Annotated in this window: 24 protein-coding genes and 1 pseudogene; 4 read left to right on the top strand and 21 right to left on the bottom strand. The window is 63.7% G+C overall.

What is annotated here, in order from left to right; all coding sequences use genetic code 11:
* Positions 1-504: 504 nt before the first annotated feature.
* Entirely contained in the window at positions 505-2,166 is a 1,662-nt protein-coding gene (locus ACEZDE_RS22505; RefSeq protein WP_380538648.1) for a CHAP domain-containing protein, read from the bottom strand.
* A gap of 220 nt (positions 2,167-2,386) precedes the next feature.
* Positions 2,387-3,112: a hypothetical protein gene (locus ACEZDE_RS22500; protein ID WP_380538613.1), complete on the bottom strand. Its 726-nt coding sequence runs from the start codon at positions 3,110-3,112 to the stop codon at positions 2,387-2,389.
* 249 nt (positions 3,113-3,361) lie between these two features.
* On the opposite strand from ACEZDE_RS22500, the gene ACEZDE_RS22495 reads away from it, so the two are divergent.
* On the top strand, positions 3,362-3,901 hold the full coding sequence (locus tag ACEZDE_RS22495) for a hypothetical protein (RefSeq protein ID WP_380538611.1): 540 nt from the start codon (positions 3,362-3,364) through the stop codon (positions 3,899-3,901).
* 988 nt (positions 3,902-4,889) lie between these two features.
* Here ACEZDE_RS22495 and ACEZDE_RS22490 read toward each other — a convergent pair.
* The 4 genes from ACEZDE_RS22490 to ACEZDE_RS22475 all read right to left on the bottom strand — a co-directional run bounded on the left by ACEZDE_RS22490 (position 4,890) and on the right by ACEZDE_RS22475 (position 8,761).
* Positions 4,890-5,567 carry a replication-relaxation family protein gene (locus tag ACEZDE_RS22490; RefSeq protein ID WP_380538609.1) on the bottom strand — a complete coding sequence of 226 codons (678 nt, stop codon included), beginning with the start codon at positions 5,565-5,567 and terminating at the stop codon, positions 4,890-4,892.
* A gap of 143 nt (positions 5,568-5,710) precedes the next feature.
* Positions 5,711-8,005 (bottom strand): type IV secretory system conjugative DNA transfer family protein, encoded by a 2,295-nt coding sequence (locus tag ACEZDE_RS22485; RefSeq protein ID WP_380538607.1) that lies wholly within the window; start codon positions 8,003-8,005, stop codon positions 5,711-5,713.
* Positions 8,006-8,049: 44 nt separating this feature from the next.
* Positions 8,050-8,208, bottom strand: a complete 159-nt coding sequence (locus ACEZDE_RS22480; protein ID WP_380538605.1) for a hypothetical protein — start codon at positions 8,206-8,208, stop codon at positions 8,050-8,052.
* Positions 8,209-8,437: 229 nt separating this feature from the next.
* On the bottom strand, positions 8,438-8,761 hold the full coding sequence (locus tag ACEZDE_RS22475) for a hypothetical protein (protein ID WP_380538603.1): 324 nt from the start codon (positions 8,759-8,761) through the stop codon (positions 8,438-8,440).
* 179 nt (positions 8,762-8,940) lie between these two features.
* On the opposite strand from ACEZDE_RS22475, the gene ACEZDE_RS22470 reads away from it, so the two are divergent.
* Entirely contained in the window at positions 8,941-9,528 is a 588-nt protein-coding gene (locus tag ACEZDE_RS22470) for a hypothetical protein (RefSeq protein WP_380538601.1), read from the top strand.
* 45 nt (positions 9,529-9,573) lie between these two features.
* Here the strand turns inward: ACEZDE_RS22470 and ACEZDE_RS22465 are convergent, their stop codons facing one another.
* The 13 genes and pseudogenes from ACEZDE_RS22465 to ACEZDE_RS22405 form a co-directional block, all read right to left on the bottom strand.
* The gene (locus ACEZDE_RS22465; protein WP_380538599.1) at positions 9,574-9,906 is read right to left on the bottom strand and encodes a histone-like nucleoid-structuring protein Lsr2; all 333 of its coding nucleotides are present in this window, start codon (positions 9,904-9,906) and stop codon (positions 9,574-9,576) included.
* Between the two features lie 184 nt (positions 9,907-10,090).
* A complete protein-coding gene (locus tag ACEZDE_RS22460) occupies positions 10,091-10,621 on the bottom strand; it encodes an ATP-binding protein (protein WP_380538646.1) in 531 nt (176 codons plus the stop codon).
* A gap of 25 nt (positions 10,622-10,646) precedes the next feature.
* Positions 10,647-10,898 (bottom strand): hypothetical protein, encoded by a 252-nt coding sequence (locus tag ACEZDE_RS22455; protein ID WP_380538597.1) that lies wholly within the window; start codon positions 10,896-10,898, stop codon positions 10,647-10,649.
* Positions 10,892-11,212, bottom strand: a complete 321-nt coding sequence (locus tag ACEZDE_RS22450; RefSeq protein ID WP_380538595.1) for a recombinase family protein — start codon at positions 11,210-11,212, stop codon at positions 10,892-10,894. The genes ACEZDE_RS22455 and ACEZDE_RS22450 overlap by 7 nt, the downstream gene beginning before the upstream one ends.
* A 71-nt stretch (positions 11,213-11,283) precedes the next feature.
* Positions 11,284-11,895, bottom strand: a complete 612-nt coding sequence (gene tmk, locus ACEZDE_RS22445; RefSeq protein WP_380538593.1) for a dTMP kinase — start codon at positions 11,893-11,895, stop codon at positions 11,284-11,286.
* A gap of 13 nt (positions 11,896-11,908) precedes the next feature.
* The gene (locus ACEZDE_RS22440) at positions 11,909-12,502 is read right to left on the bottom strand and encodes a 3'-5' exonuclease (protein ID WP_380538591.1); all 594 of its coding nucleotides are present in this window, start codon (positions 12,500-12,502) and stop codon (positions 11,909-11,911) included.
* Entirely contained in the window at positions 12,499-13,650 is a 1,152-nt protein-coding gene (locus ACEZDE_RS22435; protein ID WP_380538589.1) for a radical SAM protein, read from the bottom strand. The genes ACEZDE_RS22440 and ACEZDE_RS22435 overlap by 4 nt, the downstream gene beginning before the upstream one ends.
* Positions 13,651-13,781: 131 nt before the next feature.
* Positions 13,782-14,699 carry a helix-turn-helix domain-containing protein gene (locus ACEZDE_RS22430; RefSeq protein ID WP_380538587.1) on the bottom strand — a complete coding sequence of 306 codons (918 nt, stop codon included), beginning with the start codon at positions 14,697-14,699 and terminating at the stop codon, positions 13,782-13,784.
* A complete protein-coding gene (locus ACEZDE_RS22425) occupies positions 14,650-15,129 on the bottom strand; it encodes a DUF6879 family protein (protein ID WP_380538585.1) in 480 nt (159 codons plus the stop codon). Before ACEZDE_RS22425 ends, ACEZDE_RS22430 begins: the two co-directional genes overlap by 50 nt.
* A 29-nt stretch (positions 15,130-15,158) precedes the next feature.
* On the bottom strand, positions 15,159-15,395 hold the full coding sequence (locus ACEZDE_RS22420; protein ID WP_380538583.1) for a hypothetical protein: 237 nt from the start codon (positions 15,393-15,395) through the stop codon (positions 15,159-15,161).
* 308 nt (positions 15,396-15,703) lie between these two features.
* A pseudogene (locus tag ACEZDE_RS22415) lies at positions 15,704-15,997 on the bottom strand (ATP-binding cassette domain-containing protein); the annotation flags it as partial.
* Positions 15,998-16,044: 47 nt separating this feature from the next.
* Positions 16,045-16,809, bottom strand: coding sequence for an ABC transporter permease (locus ACEZDE_RS22410; protein WP_380538644.1), 765 nt, complete (start codon positions 16,807-16,809; stop codon positions 16,045-16,047).
* Positions 16,810-16,942: 133 nt separating this feature from the next.
* The gene (locus tag ACEZDE_RS22405; protein WP_380538581.1) at positions 16,943-17,761 is read right to left on the bottom strand and encodes an ABC transporter permease; all 819 of its coding nucleotides are present in this window, start codon (positions 17,759-17,761) and stop codon (positions 16,943-16,945) included.
* A 249-nt stretch (positions 17,762-18,010) separates the two neighbouring features.
* On the opposite strand from ACEZDE_RS22405, the gene ACEZDE_RS22400 reads away from it, so the two are divergent.
* Complete coding sequence (locus ACEZDE_RS22400) at positions 18,011-20,389, top strand: transglycosylase domain-containing protein (RefSeq protein ID WP_380538579.1); 2,379 nt, start codon at positions 18,011-18,013, stop codon at positions 20,387-20,389.
* 122 nt (positions 20,390-20,511) lie between these two features.
* Positions 20,512-21,900, top strand: a complete 1,389-nt coding sequence (locus tag ACEZDE_RS22395; protein WP_380538577.1) for a ricin-type beta-trefoil lectin domain protein — start codon at positions 20,512-20,514, stop codon at positions 21,898-21,900.
* Between the two features lie 47 nt (positions 21,901-21,947).
* Here the strand turns inward: ACEZDE_RS22395 and ACEZDE_RS22390 are convergent, their stop codons facing one another.
* Positions 21,948-22,244, bottom strand: coding sequence for an MTH1187 family thiamine-binding protein (locus ACEZDE_RS22390; protein ID WP_380538575.1), 297 nt, complete (start codon positions 22,242-22,244; stop codon positions 21,948-21,950).
* Positions 22,245-22,360: 116 nt separating this feature from the next.
* Positions 22,361-22,807, bottom strand: a complete 447-nt coding sequence (locus ACEZDE_RS22385) for an anthrone oxygenase family protein (RefSeq protein ID WP_380538572.1) — start codon at positions 22,805-22,807, stop codon at positions 22,361-22,363.
* Between the last annotated feature and the right edge of the window lie 37 nt (positions 22,808-22,844).

Raw genomic sequence — 22,844 nt, 5'->3', positions numbered from 1 at the left:
ACGGAGAGCCCCTGTACGCCTCGGCGTCGATGAACTGCGGGTCTAGCCGCATCTGACCCCGTTTTTGACCATATAGGGCCTGTACGGCGGTCGGTCGACCATGGACAGTCGTTCAAGCTGCTGGACCTCGGTTGTTGGATCACCACCACCCAACCCACGCCGGCCACGACCCCTAGGTCGGGCTCATTCAGTGCGCCCCGCGGCCGTTGCTTGAGTCGAGCCACCTGGCCGGGCGCCGCCGCACCGTAGAACCGCCGCTTCCTGGAAGAGGCCGGCGGGCAGCGTAGGTGGTTTGGTTCAGTGCGCCCGAAGGCGGAGGCGATGACCAGTCGGGCCAGAGGTGCCCGGACTGGTGGATGGTTCCTGTTGATAAGAAGTAGTAGAAACGCAGGGACAAGAGGCGGGCTCACAGGCTGGATGCCTGGAGCCCTACCTTCTTGTCCCTGCGCGCAGGTCGAGCGTGTGTCGGTGATCGACCACTACCCAACCTTGTTGTGTACCTACTTAGAAGCCGCCGCCAGCGAGGCCCTTGTCGTTCCAGCCGTTCCAGGCCGTGGAGTAGACCTGCTGCTCGATGTGGCCGTCGCCAGTCACGCCGAAGACGTTGAGGCTGCCGTCAGGCATGACCAACGCGTCGGGTGTTCCCACGAAACCGTTGCGCGCGGCACCTCGACCAATCCACCCGGACCACCCGTACGCCGAGCTGTATGCCTGCTGGTAGAGCGTCCCGCTGTTGTTAGCGAAGACGTTCAAGCTGCCGTCAGGCATGTTGATTGCAACGGGTGAACCACTCGCGGCCGTGTTTCCACGTCCTCGGTTGATCCAACCGCTCCACCCAGGGCCGGGGTTGTACGCCTGTTGCCAGATGTACCCGGAGGCGTCGGACGCGAACAGGTCCATGCTCCCGTTGGGGTGGACCAGAACGGCCGGAGTCCCGACGAAGCCACTGCTTGCAGAGCCTCGGTCGTTCCAACCGTTCCACGTGCCACCGGAGTAGACCTGCTGCTCGAAGCGGCCAGGGGTGGTGATCTCGAAGACGTTCAAGCTGCCGTCAGGCATCACCAGAGCAGTCGGTGAACTGCTGAAGCCACCGGTGCCACTGCCTCGACCAATCCACCCGGACCACCCATACGCCGAAGACCACGCCTGTTGGTACAGGGTGCCCCCGTCGTTGGTGAATAGGTTGAGACTGCCATCAGGCATGGCCAAGGCGTCGACACCACCGGTCAGGCTAGGGCCACCGCGTCCACGGTTGTTCCAACCGTTCCACGTGCCACCGGAGTACACCTGTTGCCAGATGACGCTGTTGCCGTCGCTAGCGAAGACGTTCAAGCTGCCGTCAGGCATCACCAGAGCGTCAGGCAAACCGACGAGTCCACCGCCAGCGATACCCCGGTCGATCCAACCGGACCACCCGTAGGTTGAGTTCCAAGCGTCCTGGTACAGGTGACCATCCGCCGCGATGCCGAACACGTTCAGGCTGCCGTCAGGCATGTTGATCGCGTCGGTCTGGTGGATGCTGGTACCGGAAGGACTTCCGCTACCACCGCTAGTGTTGGTGTTGTCCGGGCTGTGCACGACGCCAACGATGTCGCTGCCACTGCCACCGGAGAGCGTTTGATTGCTCAAGGTGTAGCTAGTGTTAGGCGGCCCAGCGTTCTGTTGCACGGCGGATACCGTAGATCCGCTGACCGAGCTAACGATTGCTACGTGCCCGTAGGTCGGGGAGTATTTATCTTTCGCGCCGTGGACGATCATGTCGCCCGGAACGATTGACGTAATACTCCCGTTGGCCTGGGCCGTCATGGTCCCAAGGTTACCGTTTTTGGCCTGGCTGTAGATATCTGCCGCTCCCGCAACGCCCGGAAAGGTACTGGAGTACCAACCCTTTGTCTTGTAGAGCCTCTGGGCCAACTCGACGCACTGCCAGCCGTCGCCGTATTGGGGCGGGTCGGCGTTCAGGTTGTACACCTCAGCAGGCGAGGCGCAGTCGTTTCCGGTGTTTTCGTCACTGCCGTTGTAGTGAACGTCGACACCGCCGCCGCCCAACCAGTCCGATCCGGAGATCGAGACCGCACCGCAAGCGGGAGTGGTTGCCGAAGCGGGCGTCGCCACGCTGACGGTCAACCCGGTTGTTCCGGTCAGCAGCAACATAGCTGCTGCCACGATCGGCAAGAGCCGACCGAGTCCTTCTCTGGTCAGTCTTCGGAGAAACACTTCATCTCCCCTTCGGGGGATTGTAGGTACTTAAGGAACAAAGTGCCCGCTCAAATATTGAGCGACTATGAAATACCTCCTTTGGATATCCGCACTTGCGCATACTTATAACAGAAATAGGGAATTACGCAAAGGAAATTGTTGCGCCGCGCTTAGAATTGAAGACGCTCTAGCTGTACTGAACCGACTCGAATACCTTGAGCAGGTCTTGATAGTCAGGCTGAGTTTTATATTCACTCAACGAGTAGCACGGCGTATTCTGAGCACCCGCACTCGGCCGCATACTGGCCGAAAGTGCGAACACCACTCCCTGTTGCTTTTGGCTCGGTACCACGGAGCTAACAGAGGAGTCTTTGCCTATGGGATAATTCTGGGTAACCAAATTCAGATCGCAAACCCCGCCATTTGGGTTCCCGGCACTCTCAGCCGTGAGATACAGCGAAGACGTGCTGCCCTTAACTGTTAGCGGCTGCGTCTCGTAAACTTGGGAAGGACCAATATTGGTGCCGCTATTCCAGTAGTAACCAAGCTCAAAAACGTAAGGCGAGCCAGTCCTTACCGGGCTGTCAATCTTGATACATTCGCCAACAGCCTGCGTCGCCGGATTAACACACGGGTCTGCCCTGGTGATCCAGCCAGACGGGTACCTGAAGCTCAGTCCCTCTTTGGCTGAGGTGTAAGTTCCCCACCCCGCGTAAACATCAGCCACAGGTTTCGGCTTAGTCGAGCTAGAACCATCACTCTTGCTAGTGGTGCTCGTCTTTGTTGCAGGCTTGGTCTTGTGGTTCTGGTGATACACATATGCTCCACCGCCACCAATGACGCCCAGCACGACGACAACAGCCAATACGGCAATGAGGCCAAAGCCCTTGGTGTTCGGTAGTAACTTCTGCATAGTGAATTGATCCTGCTTACTAAATAATGCCCTTACAATAAATCAGGGGTAATTAATTAGCAAGCTGCATCTGTTAAAAGCGAACCTTCTATGACTCACCGCGGCCGACTTGGGTGCCGCGAACTCACTGTCGGCTCAGTGCTGGCGTAGGTCGAGGCTTTCCAGGTGTCACACCTCAGTTGGTAGGTGTTTGGAGCCTGGATTCCGGGCATACCGTCATACCGACCACTTGAGCAGACGGTGGCATTCATGGGGACTGAAGAGCAGGTCAGACAGGGTTTCATCAACCTGAGAGCTGGTGTCGGCCTGACGGCCGCCAAGCTCGAAGCGGAGCCGCTCCTCATGGAGCTGCTACACGCGGAAGACGGCGACCAGGCCGTGAAGCTCCTCACCATCCTGTGCGAAGCGCTTGGGGGTGAAGACCACGGCATTGCCCTCCGCAGCGCACTGGCCATCGGGTATCCGCCAGGCAAGGGGCTCAAGTGGCGTCGCCAGCAACTGATCCAGCCGCACCCCGGCAGGTCGCCCGAACTCCCTGTCAGCCACAGCACGTTGCTCCGCAGGGAAGACGACGCGATCAAGCGCCTCACGGACGAGCTGGTGAAGGTTCCCAGCTACGGACCGACGGCCACCGGGGTTGCACCGGCCGTTCAGGTCACCGCCGCTGCTGACCACGACAGGCTCATAGACAGGCTGGACATGCGGGGAGTGGACTTGCCGCGCCTTCTGTTCCTGCTACTTGGCCTGCTCCTCGGGGTGTCCCTGGCCGTACTCATGACGGCTCGATAGGGACAGTCCTGGAGTATCACGCACGCCCTGTAGGTCGGGCTCTTTTAATGCGTCCCGCGGGCTCCCCTGAGACGTCGCCGTCTTCAGGGGGCGCCACGTGCGGTAGGAGCGGGGCTTCCAAATCGAGGCCGGCGGCGACCCTAGTTCCGGTCAATCTAAGACCTCAGCAAGTGGGACAGGAGTCGCACAATCAGTTGGAGAACCCACGTGCGGTAGATCTTGCCCACCTACCCGACGCCGGCGGAGGGGCCTAGAAGGGAACCTCTTAGCGCGTCGCAGGTGCGGATTGACAGCACCGTTTTTAGCCGCCGCAGGGAGGCCGTTCTAGCGCCATCGCCCGCGATACCTGCGGCGTGGTGTCCTGCACCACAGGAATTGATTCACGATCGTAGCGAGAAGACACATCGCTAAATCCGCTGCCACCCTGAGTGTCGTAAGTCCAACCAACCGCACGAAGCGTCGCGGCTTAAGAAACGCTGTCCGCGACACACCCATGTGCCTGATAGACACCGAGGCATCATCCAATTGGTTCATCCTTGATGGCTCACACGTGCAGCCTTCTCGGTAGAACCAGAGATGTGGTCAAGCGCCTCTCTCCAGTAGGTCATGGCCTCCTTGGCATAGAATCCATCGGAATACCAGTGACACCTAACGCATTTGTAGTACCCGATATTTAATTCCGTACGAGTGGAGTACTCCTTCGGCTTCCCCTTGGCAGTCACGCTTCGCACGACATTGGTGCTGGTATGAGTCACGATCCTTAAGTCCTCGCACTTGCAGGCTGTATTGATTTCTTTCACTTAACCCTCCTTGCCCAATACGGCAGGACATGCTATAACTAGCATCGGTTTTGGCTACCTTTAATAGTCGAAACCTAGAGAGTCCTGCCGTAATCAGGGCTCTTATTTTTACCCTCTAAGTATAGATCATTTACCCCTGTTATTCAATGCATTCCACCCCTGTTTGGTAGGTAGAAAAGACAACACCATCAAAGCCGCGTAAGCTGCTGGATCAACTCGCCGAGCATGAAGACTCTGGTCATCTCCTGTTGCTCTGCCGGGGCATGACGAATGTAGCCCTTCAGCTGGTTGGCGAGGGCTTGATTTCGCGCCACAAACACCACCCACGGGAAGTACTCTTCCGTGGACTGGCTAGCCACCTGCCAATAGCCCGCAAGCTTCTCCAGGATGACCGCCCGGCTCTCGCTACCGAGGTCGATCTCCAGGAAGTATTTACTCTCGCGCTGCTGGACAGGGAAGTCGACCGCTACAAACAGGTCGGCCCGAACCGGTGGAACGGGCAGTTCAACATCCCATCGCCTGATCCGTAGAACCCCCGCCCCCTCTGCCACCCGCAGGGCAACGAAGGTGTCGGCAATCATGAGTGCATGGGTGCTGGGGTGGGTGGCCGGACGAGCTTGGATCTCGAATAGCGCCCGGCCGAACCGTCCGAGTTGGTAAACCCACGCCCCCGCGCCCCCCTGGTCCCCGCTGGCCCGCCTACCGACCCGCGCCAGATATTTGAGTTGGGTCAATCTATTCAACACTACATCTGCAACTGAATGGCTGCGATCAAAGAAAACAAGATTGCGAAGATGAGGGGTTGAGAGTTGGGAAAATTGGCCAACTAGCCTGAGTACATTAATGTCGCGTTCTGATAGTTCCATCGGGTTCCCTCCAGTCACCTCCTTTTACGCCCTATACGGGTGGGCGTCTCCCCTGGTCAGACCCTGTATGGGCCTAGGTGTACCCCTAGGGCTAACCTACGGCTGCCCTAGGGTGTTCACCTACCCACCGGTGGAATCCCCGGTTACTCGTTCCATGGCCGTCCACCGAACTTTCTTTTGCCCTTTGGAACGATAGGTTCAGCCTTGGTGTGTCGAGCCTTGATCTCGGCTTCCACCTCCGCAACGGGACGACTGTAGCGTGCACGAGACAGCTCCCGAATCTGTTCTGCAAAGCCGGTCGGTTCTACCGGCGGCAGCGTGATTCCGGTAACCGGAGAACTAATTCCCTCAGCCGTAGCAAGCCGCATAATAACTTCAAAGCGCCGTTGGTTCATGAAGTCGTCAGGCGTAACACGTCGCCCAAACTGACGGGCAAAGTAGCCTGCTTCATCGGCCGACGTTTGGAACACGACGGTGGAGCGCGCATTATTGCGCGTCGCCTCTTGCAGTTCCTTGTTCAACTGACCGATGAACTGGTGAAGAACTGTCACTGCCAAACCTAGACTCCGGGCCTGCGCAAACCAATCCTGCGGTGCAATCGGCAGGCCGGTGAAGTCCTGGAACTCATCCAGGAACAACATGGTCGGGTTATTTGGGTCGGCGGCTCCTCGCTGCACCGCGCTCCAGGTGGCATTCAGCACCAAGGAAGCGACCAACCCCGCCGTGTCGGTGCCTTCCGTTGCGCGGCCGGTATTCACCAGCAGGATTTTGCGACGGCGGATGATGTCGTACAGGTCGACGGTGTTGCCACTCTGCCCGATGATGTTCCGAATGGAACGCCGGTTGTTGAGCTGCCAGATCCTATCTGCGATCGGCTTGAAGTAGTTGTCCCGGTGGGCCCTCGGCAGGTTGGTTATTTCCTGCCACCATGAGGCCAGTTCCTCGACGTGTGAGACGCCTCGGATCAGGCGATCGGAGAAATCCATCTGGTCGGCCCGTGGAAGTATCAGAGGGCCGATATCAGCAAACGTCATGGGTGCCGGTGCGTTCTTGCTCATGAGTAGCGTCAAGATGAGGTGGTAGAAGCCCTGACGTACGCGGATGCCTCGAACGTCCGCCGGGTACAGGTGGTCAAAGAGTCTTTGGATTTCTGCAGCAACCGCATAAGGGTTGCCCTGCAAGATGTTGAAGGCGGGCGGGTAATCGGTGTCGGTCACGTCCACGAGCACCACGTCGTTGATGCGCTTCTTCGGCACGACGTCCAACACCGTATTGAACAGGTCGCCTTTAGACTCAATCAGGATCACCCCGCGGCCGGCCTCCATGTTCTGGGCAATCAAGTTGGTGGCGAGCGCCGTCTTGCCCGAACCGGTTGGTCCGACGACATGCATGTGCTGAGCCATGTTGATTGGGTCGATGGCCAACATGCGGTTGGAGCCATCAAAGTTGGACTTGGCGACCACCAGACCCTTACGCGGGATTGAACCGGTAGCTGCAAGCTGTCGTGTCCGTCCCTGTGGAAGCCCGGCGACATGTGGGTCACCGATAGGCCACCCAGTCAGGCCGACCAACTCCGATGTCGAGTACCGCCCCGGAAACAGGGTGGGGCTGCTAGCCCGGTTCACCCGCTTGATGGCTCGCTTAGAAGACAGCAGCACACGCCGTCTCAGCCGGTTGTGCGCGCTGCCGGTGCTAGAGAAGCCCTTGCGGACGTTGGACAGCAGGGAATGGGCACGGGCAACCGTTGCGGCCTTGGCCGCCACTCGGATCACACCCAAGAAGTTGGGTTCGGCCAACTTGGCTCGGATGTCGGCAATCTCATCCCTGTTGGCATTGGGCGTACCAAACAGCAGGCGACCGGCAACGTTGAAGTCGGTCGACTGAATCTCACTCGCTGCGACTGGTGGACGGACTCGTACCGCAGGCGCAAGCACGTACTGGATAAGGAGCGCTTCACCACGGTTCAGCCCCTGGAGCGTGCCAAGCACGCTGTGCGTCAGGGCAGTGAGATCCGGGATGTTCAGCGTGCGGTGTGGGTTGGACTGACCAAGCTCCATGGCGGCCGTCCACTGAATCGGTTCGGCCTCGTCGTCGTCCGGCGTCACGTTGATGCCCGGCACCAAGGTGCGAAGCTGCGGCACGATGAACCCCGCGTGTTGCTTTGGTGCCTTCAGGCGGTGGGTAATGCCCATCTCCGTTGCCTGGTTCTCAAGCACAATGACGGTCGCGCCAAAGAGCTGCCGGTTGCCGATCGGCAGGGTTCCACCCAGAGAGCGGAACCAGTTGCCGACCTGTTCAGCTTCCAAATCAGCAGGGAAGTGAAGCTTGAAGGGCAGGTGCCCGCTGGCCGAAGTCTGCATATCTGCTATTCCCATGAAGCCCGCACCTACGAGTGGCACGGAAGCGGCGGATATAGCTAACAGATCAGGAGCGCTCACGCATGACATTTTCTCATATCTTGCGTGAGCGCCAACTGATTCTTTTACCACTTAGTGGTGCGGTGGTAGAGGTAGCCGAGTGCAAGCACGACGACCAGGCCGCCGATGAAGTAGGGAATCATCGGTGCTATCACCCACCACACGATCTTGACGGCGAACGCTGCCAGCAGCACCGTCAGTAGCGCTGCGCGGGCCCTCTTCATGAGCCACCTCCTGAGTTCTTCCGGTCACGTGCCACCGTGAGCAAGACCTGGATGGTGTCGTTCTTCCGCCGCCGCCGGTCCGACTCTGCTTGGAAGTAGTTGGGCAGTTGGAACCCCTCCGCCCTCCGCTCCCGTACCACTTCAGCTATCCGTCCCGCGATAGTGCCGAAGACTGCCAGGAACAGCAGTACGCCCAAGACGCTCAGAACGATCTCGACTACGGCCATGACTACCGGCCGAAGTCTCGGATGTCGTTCACGGTCTGACGGGCGAACTCCTGGACGATCGGGATGAGCAGGCTTGCCAGGAAGGCATCTCCGCCCGCGAGCGTCTGGGCGAGCTGCCCGACCTGCGTCACGTCCAACGACGCGTCTTCGGCGGCCCGCTTCCGCAGCATCGCCCGCACCTCGTTGTGGTTGTTCTCCGCTGCCAGGCGTGCGAGGTCGAGCGAGTGGTTCTGCTGTACGCGGCGCACGCTGCCCGGCACACGGTAGGTGTCCACGCGCCGGTGGCGACCCTGGCCGAAGTTTCCAAACTCCAGATCACTGCTCATAGAACGAGCCCTTCTACGGTTCACCGCGGACCGCCTTGATCCAGCGGTTCAACCGTGCGGCCGGCGGGCGGGGTAGGACCAGGGATTCAATGTGACAACGGGCTGCCAGTAGGTCGGTGCCTCATGTGACAGCCGGTGTCATACTTGCTGACCTGCCAACTACCGCGCCGGGGGGTGCAGTGAGCTTCGAGGAAACCATCATCAAGTCGTTGCAGGCGCTGCGGGTTGAAGAAGGCATCACCCCGGCCAAGCTCGGGTCTGACCCCCTGTTGATGCAGCTTCTACAGGCCCCTGACGGTGCAGATGGAGTCGAGAGACTCAAGGTGCTGTGCGACAAGATCCCCGGCGACATGCGGCGCATCGCCACGATGAACGCTCTCGCGCTGGACTACCCGGCACGCGGTGGCATCGAGGCACGACGTACGGCAGTGACCACGCACCCCCACGGTGGAACAGCCAAATTTCCCTTCAGCACCCGCACCCATAGAAGACGCGAGGATGAAGGGTTCGCTTTTCTTGCCTGGGCGCTGCTACAAGAGGGGTTGGAATTTGTTCCAGGGACAGTCGAACCGCCGGACGTACCGGATGAATACGAGAGTCTTTGGAAATTCTTCGCCAGATTGATTTCCGACATAGCGCACCCCGACATGGGGCGCACATTCTACTTTTTCGCTGGGGTGCTCATCATGGCGACATTTACCGTCATAGTCCAGCACCCGGCATTGGTCGCCTACCAGGCGTGTCTTAAGCAGATGCACTCAAAGTAGAACCCCCGATCCAGTAGGAACGGGGGTCTAGGACGTGCATCAGGGTCAGTGAGCGGCCTGGAACTTCTCAACCACGTCCGCAGGGACTCGGCCACGGGAAGCAACCTCAATGCCCTGAGATTCAGCCCAAGCGCGCACCGCTACCGGGTCCGGCCGGTTGGTGTCCCTCGCAACCGCAACGCGCTTGGCTTCGCGCCGCGCGCCGCCTTGCTTGCGTCCGGCACTGACGAAGGGCTCCAACGCTGCGCGAAGCTTGCCCGCGTTCTTGCTATTCAGGTCGATCTCGTAGGATCGGCCGTCCAGGGCAAAGGTGATGGTCTCATCGGCCTGCGACCCGTCCAGGTCGTCAGAGAGTTCAACGACTACCTTCTGCGCCATGAATGTGTGCCTCTCTAGGTTCCCCGTGCTGCTAAGTGCACGATGTCAGATTAAGCCTTCCGGTGCAAAGGAAGCTTCGGATATATAGACACCCCCGGCGCAAGTGGTCACGCCGGGGGTGCCATGCCGTCCGACAGGAGGGGAGCCTGTTTCAGTGGACGGCAGCTTACGGGTTGGACCGCCTTCATAATCGTTGGAGTCCGGCCAGTACCTTGCGGAGCAGATCAGGATCAGGCAGCGGGAGTTGAATAGTCGGCGTCTTTGCCGCACGCCTCGGGAGCGGTGGAACCGGGGCATCAAGGGCAAGTTCTGCCCAGACCACTTTGCCGCCGCCGCGCGGGTAGAAGTGTCCGACCTGGCGGGCAACAGCACGCACGATGAACAGGCCGCGTCCGCCCTCGGCACCGGCGGCGGCGCCGGCTGCGGGTTGAACCGGTGGTTCAAGCGAGGCATCCCAGACTTGGATGGAGACGCCATCCCTGTGCGCAGCGAGCCGCACATTGATGAGCGCTACCTTCTCCAGATCGCCCCATCCTGGATTCGGCATGGTGACACCAGTCGCCTTGACGGCGTTGGTCACCAGCTCTGAGGCGATCAGCTCCGCCGGGTCGATCTGGTCGGGAAGGTTCCAGCGCTTCAAGGTGTGTCGGACGAACATCCGGGAGCAACTTACGGCGGTGGGCAAGGCAGCGAGGTTGAGCGACGACGGCTGCATAGGTCGTTGGGTCATCTGCTGCCACTCACCCTGCGTTGGTCTCGGTAGCTTCAACCTGAGAGCTAGTGGGGTCACTGGTCCGTCTCTTGGCGGCCCGCTTGCGCATCAGCTCGGCACGCTCGTTGAGTACGTCTGCCAACACGGCGAACCGCTTTGCGAGGTGGTCCCGTTCCTTGTCCGTCAACTCATTCGCCATGAGTGCGGCGGTGAGCTTTGGCGCGTCATCCTTCAGCGTGGTGAGCGCGAAAATGATTGCCTGGTCGAGGTCGCTCAGCATGCGTCCGCCGTCTCGTGGATGGCGGCATCCGTCTCCAGCTCGGCGCGATCAACCATGAGCGTCTGGACTATCTGCGAGTCCGCGAGCTGTTCCAGCGAGGGCACCACCACGTGGTGTGCTTCAACGCGCCGCAGCTCGTGCAACAGCTCGTTGAAAGCCGTCTGCGAGCCGTTCTCGTACTCGTAGAAGATCGCCGCGAGGCAATACCCCTCGACCGCTGCGAAGGTCGATAGGGACTGCTCCAGTCGGGAGACCTCGTGGTCTTCCATGTCGTCGGTCACGCGCATGTAGCCGTAGATGAGGGGCTTCATCATGGTTCTCACGTCCAGCGGTGAATGACGGGGTCAACGGCGGGATTTGAACCAGCACCGCCAACCCCGTCGGCTCAGGGGTTGCTGGTGGGCGACGCGAAGAAGGTCGTCAACCGGTCGCGGATCACGCTTGCTACCTGCTCAGGTGGCCGCTCGTTACAGTCCACGCGCATGACGTCGAAGCCCGCCTGGATCAACCGCTCGGTGGCCTGACGGTAGAAATGCACTTCGGCGTGAGAGCTGCCGGGCGAGAGCTGGAAGCGGTTATGCGCGCCGCGCTCGACCAACCGTTCCGAGATGACTTCGGGATCGGCTTCCAGGATCACGGCTAGGTCCGGCCGATCTACCTCGGCGTTGAGCTGCCACAAGAACGCCGGGTCAATGCCGTCAAAGCGCTGCATCACGAGCCCCGAGGGGATGAAACGGTCAGTGATGACCGTCTGCCCCTCCTCGATGAAGGGCCGGATTTCGTTCTCCATGTGGTGATACCGATCTGCGGCGTACAAGCAGGCCAGCGCGTGACCGGTGACCGTCTCGGTCAGCTCACGGCAAAGCTTGCCGATCGGCCCCTTCGAGGGCTCGGCGGTGACGTGGACGTTCTCCCCACCGGCAACGAGCATCTGCGCCAAGTGGTGAACGATGGTCGTCTTGCCCGCACCGCTGGGGCCGTCGATGCTGACGAACAAGCCCCGGTCGTGACTAGAAAAGGGTCGCAGCTTCACTGTCGCCCCCGTCCGGTGGTTGGTTGCGGAGGACTTCGAGAGACAGTGGTGCTGCACCCGACCGGTTCGCCATGTAGAGAAAGAGGCGCGCGGCGACCAAGGCGTCATACGTCGCCCGGTGAGGCTTGAGAGCTTCGGGCATCCCCTCAGCCAGCTTGTACGCCTCGACCAAGGACCCGAGCTTGTAGCTCATCTGGTGCGGGATCAAGCGACGGGAGAGCTTGAGCGTGTCGAACACCTCGGGGCACTCCCACTCCCCCAACTTGCGCTGGAGGACGCCAACATCTACGTGCGCGTTGTGAGCGACTAGGGCGTCAGCATCCAGCGCCCGAAGTACGTCGTCCTTGACGTCATCGAAGCTGGGCAGGTCAGCAACCTGCTTGTTGCTGATGCCGTGGATCGACTCGGCAAAGGGCGTAATCGGGTAGGTCGGCCGAACCAACCAGGTCGTGAGTGACCCGATGACGCCACCATCAATGCGCACGGCGGCCAGCTCCACCAAGTCAGGCGGCTGTTGGCCGTTGCCCTCGACATCTACGACCACGTAGCTCAGGCTGGTCCAGTTCGTCATGACGTTGGTTCCTTCCATCCGATGTCCGCCCGGCCATGCTGCCGGTCGTGGTGCGGATGGCGAACGTCGTGCACTTGGAAGCCGAGCGCGTGTTGCAGGTAGTAGCGCGGTTGCTCCTCGGCCAGCCCCGAGACGATCGCCGCCCGCTCGGTGATGTCGACGACCACCAGGCCGCTCGCCTCGGGCAAGGTCCGGGCGACTTCCCGGATGCCGTCCGTCGTCGGTACCCGATGTGCCGACGCGCAGAGGTCGAGTTGTGCCAGGGGGCAGATGTCGCACAGTTCTCGGATGCCGTAGTGCCCGTTGTAGTCGGGCTCTCCATGGGCGTACGACACCGCGCACGAGGTCTTGCGGAACAAGGACTCCCCGCCGGCGAAGGTTGAAAGGACGCGCCTTTCCAGCGTCTCGGGCACAATCTTGCGCCGGGCAGTCTCGTCGTACGGCTCGGGCAGCTTGTTCGCCCGGTAGTAGTCGGCGATCTGGTCCCGGTAGAACAGCCCCGTGAAGACCGTGGCGTCGGCGTGCTGGCTCAGCTCGTATGCCCGGTCGAGGTGTTCGGGTGAGTCGTTCAGACCAGGAACCAAGGGACGCCAGTAAAGAACCGTCCGGTACTGACGCTCCCGCGGGGCGCTCATGAGCTTCAAGGACTCCGCCGCCACGTGCGACGGGTAGGGCTCGATGTCCTTGTTTTCGATCCCTGAGTAGGTGAACAGCAACGTCACCTTGACGGAGATCAGCCGGTTGAGCCGGTCGATGTCCTCCGGCTTCATCTGGTGCCTGGTGATGACGAGCACGTGATTGCGCAGACCTCGGGCGTCGAGGTCTTCCAGCACGGCGAAGGTGTGCGGCCGGACGGCAGGCAAGAACGGGTCGGTTGCTCGGTTGAACACCTGCACCGGAGTGACGTGCGGCTGGAAGTACCGGTGATTCACCAGCTCTGCGACGGCTTCGGCGTCGGTCATGAGCGCACGCGGCTGACGCGCATCCCACAGGCCGTAGGTGTGCCGGATGCAGTACGCGCAGTCCAGCGGGCAGCCCTGGACGTGGTTGAGGCTCAAGCCGCTTTTGCGGTACTCGACAACCTCACGAGCCCTGTCGGGTAACCGGCTGATCTGCTCCTTGTTGAGCAGTGGTACGAAGGTAGGCACCTGGGTTCCTCCCGAAGACGGAGGGCACGAAATCGCGCCCTCTTCGGGAGAGTAGGGGTCACCGTCAGTGGCCGTACAGAAAATTTCTCAGTATTTCTAGCAATGCCGTAAGGGGTGCGTGCTTCCCGAAATTACGCGCCAGCCTCGGACTCGTCAGGGAGAAGATCGTCAATGACCCGCGTGATGATCGAGCGGGCCGCCCGTCCGTAGCTGGCAACGGCAGCGAGCTGGTCAAAGATGCCGCCGTACAGCTCGATCTCCTGCGGCTGCGCAAGGTTCAACTCAGCTGAAAAGGTCTCGACCAACACGCGATCATTGTCGTGCAGCCAAAATCCGTGCGCGGGCGCGACCACGTACGCCGTCTCAAACCCGATGATGCCGAGCCGGACGTTTGGCAGAGCCGCCAAGGTAACCAGCCGATCAAGCTGACCAATCATCACTTCAGGCGGACAGAGGCGATAGCGCAGCGCGGCCTCTGTTAGGACGAAGTGAAATCTCTTGTCGGAGCGGTAGAGGATCTCTTGGCCCTTTATCCGGGTCGCCACTGCATCGTTGATGTCGTTGTTCACCTTGAAGACGGTGATGCTTTGAGCGAACCGTGACCGCGCATACTCGGGCGTCTGGAGGAGACCCGGAATGAATGTTGGCTCAAACGCCCGGAAGAGACGCGTCCGGGCATCCAGTTCAGCAATCTCCTGCTGATGCGACCTTAGCCCTGTCTTGAGCTGTCGCTGCCACTCGGAGTGTTGAGTCTCCAGCGTGTGCAGGGAAGCGAGCAGCGCTTCCACCTCGTCCGCGCGGCCGGTAGCTGCGGCCCAACCACGGATGTCGTCGTCGGTTGGCGTCTGCTTGCCGTTCTCCAGCTTCGAGACCTTGGACGGCGGCCACGACAAAGACTCCGCGAGCTGCCGACCATTCATGTTGGCCTGTTGGCGTAGCTCACGGAGTCGTTTGCCGAGTGCGTCACGAGCCTCGTGCACACTGGTGACGCCGGTCGTTCTATTCGCTGGCAAAGTCGTCCCGTCGGGTAGCGAGATGCCAGGCGGCATCACGCCAGTAGTTGTGCTGCACGACCACGGCGGGGTCTTCGATCAGTTCACCGCCTAGGAAGTTCTCGTCATCATCGAAGTGCATTCGCACCAGCTTGTATGAGTCAAACAACCAGTAGTCGTAGTCCGGCAGATCGGCAGCTTCATCCCTACGCAGGTACCGGATGTCCTCACCAGCTGCATTCGTGTGCTCCGAGCAGAACACACCGAAGCGGCTGTAGTCGGTGAGAGGCACCGTCACTACCCGCACACGCATGAAGCGACGGCCTTCGGCTGTCGTCTCCCGAATCATAGTCAGCCAGTTCTGGAACCAGTCCAGCTCCACCGGCTCGCCCGCGACGAACTGACGCAGCGCTTCCGCCTCGTTGGGAGACTTGTAGTGATCCAGGGTCTCCAGCCGGTACGCCGTGTGCTTGAAGGTGCGGAACAACTGACTGAACTCGGGACCGATGAGCAGGCTCAGCGCTCTCCCTCCTGCTCCAAGTAGCGGAGGGCGTACATCTTGATGACGTCCTCCGGGATCTCGATCAGGGTCTCGTGGTCAGGCACCGGGCCGATGTCGGCCAGCGCCTGGGGGTCGGTCACCTTCCACCCCTGCGCAAAGTAGGTGATGCGGTCGGTGCGGTCGGTGGCGAACAGGGTCGGCGAGTGGCCTTCCTGGGACTCCGGGTCCTTGCCGAGGAACCGTGCGCGCATGATGTGCCTCCGCTTGCTCGAAACTTGGCGAACCGTGCTCGGCAATGCTGCCCGCGCTTAGGACCAGGGGTCAAGGGTGTCTCTCAGCCACCGAGCTACCTGCCAACCGGCACGGCAACGATCATGCACCCGAGGCAAGAGCCACGAACGCCGAGGCATGGTCAGCCGACCGTGCGCCAGCGCGGCCGGAATGCGCTTCACGGCCTCGCGAAACAGCCTGCGAGCTGCGGTTTCGCCACCCTGGGAGCGGCTATCCACGGGGGATGGAAGCCAGTAAACTGGCTTTGCCCAGCACATCTTTTGAGGTACTGCTGCCCGAACACCACCCCGATTCGACGGGCCAGTCGCACCCGCTCCTTGGACGGGTCGGCCCCGGCCACCCGCAGCCGCCCGGCGCTGGGGACCAGGATGCCGGTCAGCATCTTCACCGTGGTCGACTTGCCCGCCCCGTTGGGCCCGATGTAGCCGACCATCTCCCCGGCTCCGACGCTGAAGTTCAGCCCGTCCACCGCCCTGACCTCGGTCCGCTCCCGCCGGAACCGGCCGACCTTGCGCCGTACGGTGAAGCTCCTGGCCACGTCCTCGACCTCGATGATGTCCATCTGCGCTGTCCTCTCCACAATGTGACGGTCAATGTGCTGATGCCTGGTCAACTTCCGGTGCTGCGGTACGAGCGGAGTCCGGCCCGCCAGGCCAGGCCCGCCGCCGTCGCACACAGCAGCGCGGCCAGCGGCGAGGCGAAGCGGAACCACCCGGGCAGGCCGAGGGTGTCGCGCAGGCCCAGCAGGTACAGCGCGGGCAGCCAGTTCACAAAGGCCAGCGGCACCCCGTAGACCGCGCCGCGGACCAGGTCGCGGGCGAACACCGTGGGCGGGTACTGCAGCATGGTCGCGCCGCCGTAGGTCACCGCGTTCTGCACCTCGGCGGCGTCGGTGGCGAAGAACTGGAACGCCGCCCCGGCGACGAAGACCGAGCCGAACACCACCACCCCGCAGACCAGCAGCGAGGCCATCACCAGCACCCGCCCGGCGGTCCAGTCCAGCCGCAGTTGCAGCAGCGACCAGGTCAGCACCAGTGCCGCCTGCACCACCCGGCCGGTCCTGCGCAGCGCGAAGCGGTCCGCGGAGAGCTGCGCCAGCGCGGCGGCCGGACGGACCAGCACCACGTCCACCGAGCCGTCGCGGACCCGCTGGCCGAGCTGGTCCAGGCTGCCGACCAGCAGGTCGGCCAGGCCCAGCGCCATCCCTGACGTCCCGTAGAGGAAGGCGACCTGGGGCAGGGTCCAGCCGCCGAGGGTCGGGGTGTGCAGGAAGACCACCGCGATCACCGCGAAGTCCAGCGCCGAGGTCACCGCGTTGCCCACGGTGGTCAGCCAGAACGAGGCCCGGTAGGCGAGCGAGGCCCGCAGCCACATCCCGGCGACCAGCCGGTACGCGCGCAGCGCCGCGACGCCCCGGGCCGCCGTCCGCCACCCGCCCCGCGCCACGGCCGCAGGCAGGCCGCCGCCGGTTCCGCCGTCGATTCCGCCGTCGATCGCACTGTCGGTGCTAGCCACCCTGGACCACCACCCTCCGGGTCACCGCGGCCTGCATCAGCCGCCCGGCGCCCAGCAGCGCCAGCGCCCACCCCGCCTGCAGCGCGAGCCCGGAGGCCAGCGCCGGGCCGGTCCTGCGCTGCAGGAAGACGTCCAGCGGCACCTGGATCATCGAGGCCCAGGGCAGGTGCTCGGCCACCGCCGCCAGCCCGCCGGGGAGCAGCGGCAGCGGCAGCAGGAAGCCGGAGAAGAACATCCCCAGCACCACGCTGATCTGCCGCACCCCGCGCGCGTCCAGCAGCCAGAAGCCGGTCAGCGAGGCGATGTAGCGCAGCGCGAAGCTGACCACCACCGCGAGCAGCACCGAGGCCAGGAAGCCGAGCCAGGTCAGCGCCGCCTCGGCGGGTCCGCCCGCGGGCATCCGCAGCCGGAAGAACAGGCCGCCGACCAGCATCGGCAGCACCCCGCGCGACAGCAGGTGGTAGCAGGCCCGGCCGAGGTCGTTGCCGAGCCACCAGCCCTGCAGGTCGACCGGGCGGTAGAGGTCCACGGCGATGTCGCCGGAGGTGATCCTGGCCTCCAGGTCGTCCTGCATCCCGCCGCCCATCGCGGCGATCGGCATCAGCAGGGCCTGGCCGAGCCAGACGTAGGTCAGCGCCGAGCTGAGGTCGTAGCCGCCGAGGTGCGGGCGGACCCGCCACAGGGCCTGGTAGGTGTAGGCGATGAAGAAGCCGAACACGGTGTTGGTGAACGCGCCCGCCCAGGTGGCGGCGCGGTAGGTGGAGTAGCGGCGGAAGCTGCCACGGGTGACGGCGAGGTAGAGCTGTGCCATCGGGGTACCACACTCCTCTCTGATAAGTCGACATGTCGACACGGCATGGCCCACTGCCACCAGGGCGCGCGGGAACGCCAAAGATGCCCCGTTCGCTGACACCAGGGGGTGTCCGCGAGGGGCTCGACTCCGTTTGAGGTTGTTGAACCCACCGAGGTTAGCGGCTGCCCGACCGCCCCGCCTAGGGGTTTAGTCCGGACAAGCGGAACATAATCGGGCAGACGGCATCGACACGAGGAGCGGTACGGGATGACCACGGAGCCCGAGGGACCCCAGGGCAGCGATCCCCGCCGGAACGGCTGGGACGACCCCGACGGCCCCGGTCACCCCATGGACCCGAACACGCTGGAGGCCGAGGACCGCGCCGAGGGCGGCGGCATGGGCGGCAGCCGCAGGGACCGCCGCCGGGCCAAGCGCAGCGCGCGCAAGCGGGCCCGCAAGGCCAAGCCGTGGTGGCGCAGGGCCATCCCCACCTGGCGGATGGCGCTGGCCGGGCTGATGGCCCTGATCGTGGCCGGTGTCGTCGCCTTCATCACCATGTACGCGCTGGTCCAGGTGCCGGACCCGAACGCCGCCGCCATCGCGCAGAGCAACGTCTACTACTACGCGGACGGCAAGACCGAGTTGGGCCGCACCGGGCAGACCAACCGGATCTCCGTCCCGATCGACCAGATCGCCGTCACCATGCAGCGCGCCGCGGTCTCGGCCGAGGACCGCACCTTCTACAGCAACCAGGGCGTCAGCATCAGCGGCACGGTCCGCGCGGCCTGGGACACCCTCACCGGCAAGGGCCTGCAGGGCGGCTCCACCATCACCCAGCAGTACGTCAAGAACTACTACCTGACCCAGGACCAGACCCTGACCAGGAAGGCCAAGGAGTTCTTCATCTCGCTCAAGGTCGACCAGACCGAGAGCAAGGACGAGATCATGGCCGGCTACCTCAACACCAGCTACTTCGGCCGCGGCGCCTACGGGGTGCAGGCCGCGGCCCAGAGCTACTACGGCGTCAGCGCGGCCGACCTGGACGTGCCGCAGTCCGCCTACCTGGCCGCGCTGCTGCAGGCGCCCAGCGCGTACGACGTCGGCACCGCCACCCCGGCCGGCAAGGCCGCGGCGGTCGCCCGCTGGAACTACGTGCTCGACGGGATGGTCAAGCTCGGCTGGGTCGCGCAGAGCGACCGCGCCGCCATGGCCTTCCCGAAGACGCTCCCCCCGGGGACCGGCAACGGCAACGTGGGACAGGCCGGCTACCTGATCGACATCGCCGCGCACTACCTCGACGACAACGGCATCGTGGACCCGGCGGCGCTCAACGCGGGCGGCTGGAAGATCACCACCACCTTCGTCAAGAAGGACCAGGACGCGCTGGCCGCGGCGGTCCAGAGCGAGCTCAAGGACAAGCTGCCGAAGACCACCACGGCCAAGGACGTGCGCGCCGCCGCGGGCTCGGTCGACCCGGCCACCGGCCGGCTGCTCGCCGCCTACGGCGGCCCCGACTACAGCGTCCAGCAGTTCAACGACGCGCTGCGGACCGACTACCAGGTCGGCTCCACCTTCAAGGCCTTCGACCTGGCGGCCGGACTGCAGAACCACGCCACCACCCAGGACGGCGTGCCGATCACCCCGTCCACGATCTACGACGGCACCAGCGAACGCCAGGTGCAGGGGCTCCCGGCCGGGATGTCCTTCAACCCGCAGAACGAGGACCAGGTCGACTACGGTCCGATCAGCCTGCGCTACGCCATGGAGAAGTCGGTCAACTCGGTGTACGCGCAGGAGGGCGCGGACGCGGGCCTGGACAACGTCCGCAAGGCCGCCATCGCGGCCGGGCTGCCGGCGGACACCCCGGGCATGGAGGCGGTGCCGGCGATCACCCTCGGCTCGGCCACCCCGAACGTGATCCAGATGGCCGGGGCCTACGCCACCCTGGCCAGCCACGGGCAGCAGATCACCCCCTGGGTGGTGCAGACGCTGTTCCACAACGGCAACGCGCAGACCCTGCCGGACCACAAGGCGGTGGCCGCCTTCAGCCGGTCCACCGCGGACACCGTCACCTCGGTGCTGGAGAGCGTGATCAGCCCCGGCGGCACCGGCTACCTGGCACTGGACCTGAACCGCCCGGCGGCGGGCAAGACCGGCACCAGCGACGGCAACAGGTCGGCCTGGTTCGTCGGCTACACCCCGCAACTGGTCACCGCGGTCGGCCTGTTCGGGGAGAACTCGACCACGCACCACCAGGAGTCGCTGGCCACCGCGGCCGGGATCGCCCGGGTGAACGGCGGCTCGTACCCGACCCAGATCTGGACCACCTACATGGACCAGGCGCTGGGCGGACAGCCGGTGCTGTCCTTCGACCTGCAGGTGCCGCAGGACACCTCGGGCCAGAGCACCGCCACCGCGAGCCCGAGTGCCACCGCCAGCGGATCCGCGAGCGCCACGGCCACGCCGTCCGGCAGCCCGTCAGGAACCGGGACGCCGACGGCCTCGCCGACCCAGACCCCCAGCACCGGCGGCCCGACCGCGCCGACCACCACCCCGGCCCCGCCGACCGTCCCGGCCACCCCGCCCCGCAGCGGGAGCCCCCGACCGGGGGCCGTGCCCTCGGCGTCGGGCCAGGTGGTGCCGTAGCTCCGACATATAGTTAGTAACTTTTCCTAACCAGATATTGACGCACCCTGCCTCCCGGCAACACGCTGCAACGACAGCACTGTTGAGCACACGTCAGAACCGGGAACCGGGAGGCACGCACCATGCGCAGACGACGTACACCGGCCACGATGGTCATCGCGAGCTGCATCGCCCTGATAGCCGCCGTCGCCGCGATCCTCACCACCGCGCCCAGCGCGGGGGCGTCCACCACGCAGAAGTCCTTCATCACCTTCTACGGCTGGTGGGACAACACCCCGCCGGGCGGCGACATCTCCTACCCGAAGCTGCACAGCACCGCGGGCGGCACCGGCACCTACGCCGACCCGATCACCTTCGCCAGCGACAGTTCGGAGATCGCCCCCGGCACGAAGATCTACGTGGCGCGGGTGAAGAAGTACTTCATCATGGAGGACGGCTGCGACGAGTGCACCGCCGACTGGAAGGGCAAGGGCCCCGACGGCGGCCCCAACCTGTGGCACTTCGACCTCTGGCTCGGCGGGCAGGGCGGCAACGCCATGAAGGCCATCCAGTGCGAGGACGCGCTCACCAATTACAACGCCGACAACACCCCGTCGCTGGAACCGGTCGTCATCGACCCGCCCAGCAACGAGACCTACGACCCCACCCCGATCTTCAACACCAGCACCGGCGGCTGCTACGGCGGGGCGACCCCGACCGTCACCGTCGGGCAGTACAAGAACACGTCCACCGCGAGCTGTATCGACGACCCGGGCAACAGCGCGAGCAACGGGGTCAAGCTGGTGATGGCCGCCTGCAACGGCTCCGCCGAGCAGCAGATCACCTTCGACGGCACGTTCTTCCAGCGCAACAACCTCTGCGCGGACATGTCCGGCAGCAACCTGCTGCTGAAGACCTGCACCGGCGGACCGACCCAGCAGTGGTCGGCCAACACCAACGGCACCATCTCCGACATCCAGACCGGCAAGAAGTGCTTCCGCGCCTCCGGCACGACGCTGAGCGCGGGCAGCTGCTCCGGGACGGCCGCGCAGTGGACCTTCCCGACCACCACCGGCCCGACCGCGGCCCCGCCGACGACCACTCCGCCCACGACCGCCCCGCCGACTACGGCCCCGCCCACCACGGCTCCGCCGACCGGTGGGAACGTGTCGTACGAGGCTGAGGCGGCGACCCTGGCCGGTGGCACCACCATCACCAGCTGCGCCCACTGCTCCGGCGGCAAGAAACTCAGCTACCTCGGCAACGGCGGCACCGCCACCTTCACCAACATCACCGAACCCGCAGCAGGCAGCTACACCATGACCATCTACTTCATGAGCGTCGGCCAAGCCCGCACCGCCACCGTCACCACCAACGGCGGCAACGCACAGACCGTCAGCTTCCCCGAAACACCCGACTACAACACCGTCGTCACCACAACCGTCACCGTCCAGCTCAAAGCCGGCAGCAACACCATCGAATTCTCCAACCCCACCGCCGGCGCCCCCAACCTCGACCGCATCGTCGTCTGACCACCCGTGAGGCGGGGCCCACCAGGCCTCGCCTCACCCCTCATTGGTCACTCCTCGCGCAGATGCCGCTCAAGGCTGGCGACCTTGGACGTCAGCCCGTCCGTGACGCCCTCGCGGATGTCCGCCTTCAGCACCAGGCTGACCCGGGTGGTCCGCGCCTTCACCGCCTCGACCGCCTGCTTGACCACCTCCATCACCTCGTCCCACTCCCCCTCGATGCTGGTGAACATCGCATCGGTGTGGTTCGGCAGCCCGCTCGCGCGAACCACCCGCACCGCGTCGGCCACAGCCTCCGCGACCTCCTCGCCGATCCCCAACGGAGTGACAGAAAAAGCGACGATCACCTGGAACCCCTCACATCTCCCGCGCAGCCCACAACCAGGCCACCGCCTTCCTCTCAACCCTAGCCAGCCACTCCCCACACAGCCCTGATACGACGCCCGGCACGCGGCACGCGGGCTCACACGAGGGCGGCGGCCAGCAGGGCGAAGGCGGCGATGAGGACGGCGACGCGGACGTAGTGGTAGCGGTCCCAGCGGTTCGTCTGCTCCTTCCAGTCGGCGGGGCGGTTCTCGGGGGTCCACGTCTTGCCCCGGTTGTTGATCGGGACGAGCAGCAGGATCGACATGATCACGCTGAGGATCAGCAGCGCGCCGGCGGTGACGACCAGCCCGGCACCGGGGTGGTGCCATCCGGCGATTGCCCAGACCGCGCTCAGGACGAGCGAGCCGATGTACCAGAACGGCATCACGGCGCCGAGCATCCGGCCCCCGTGGGCGCGGCCGAGTTGGCCGCTGTCCTCGGGGAGTGCGTTGAAGATCGGGTTGATGACGAAGGCGACGGAGAACTCCACTCCCACCATCACGCCGACGACCACGATGGTGAGCACCTCACATACGTTGAGCATGACGATTCCTCCTGGAATCTAGCAACGCTAGCCAATA

It is taken from the genome of Streptacidiphilus cavernicola (assembly GCF_042510955.1).
Lineage (GTDB): Bacteria > Actinomycetota > Actinomycetes > Streptomycetales > Streptomycetaceae > Streptacidiphilus > Streptacidiphilus cavernicola.
Note: the sequence above shows the minus strand (reverse complement) of the source record. Positions and strands in the feature narration are given on the sequence as shown.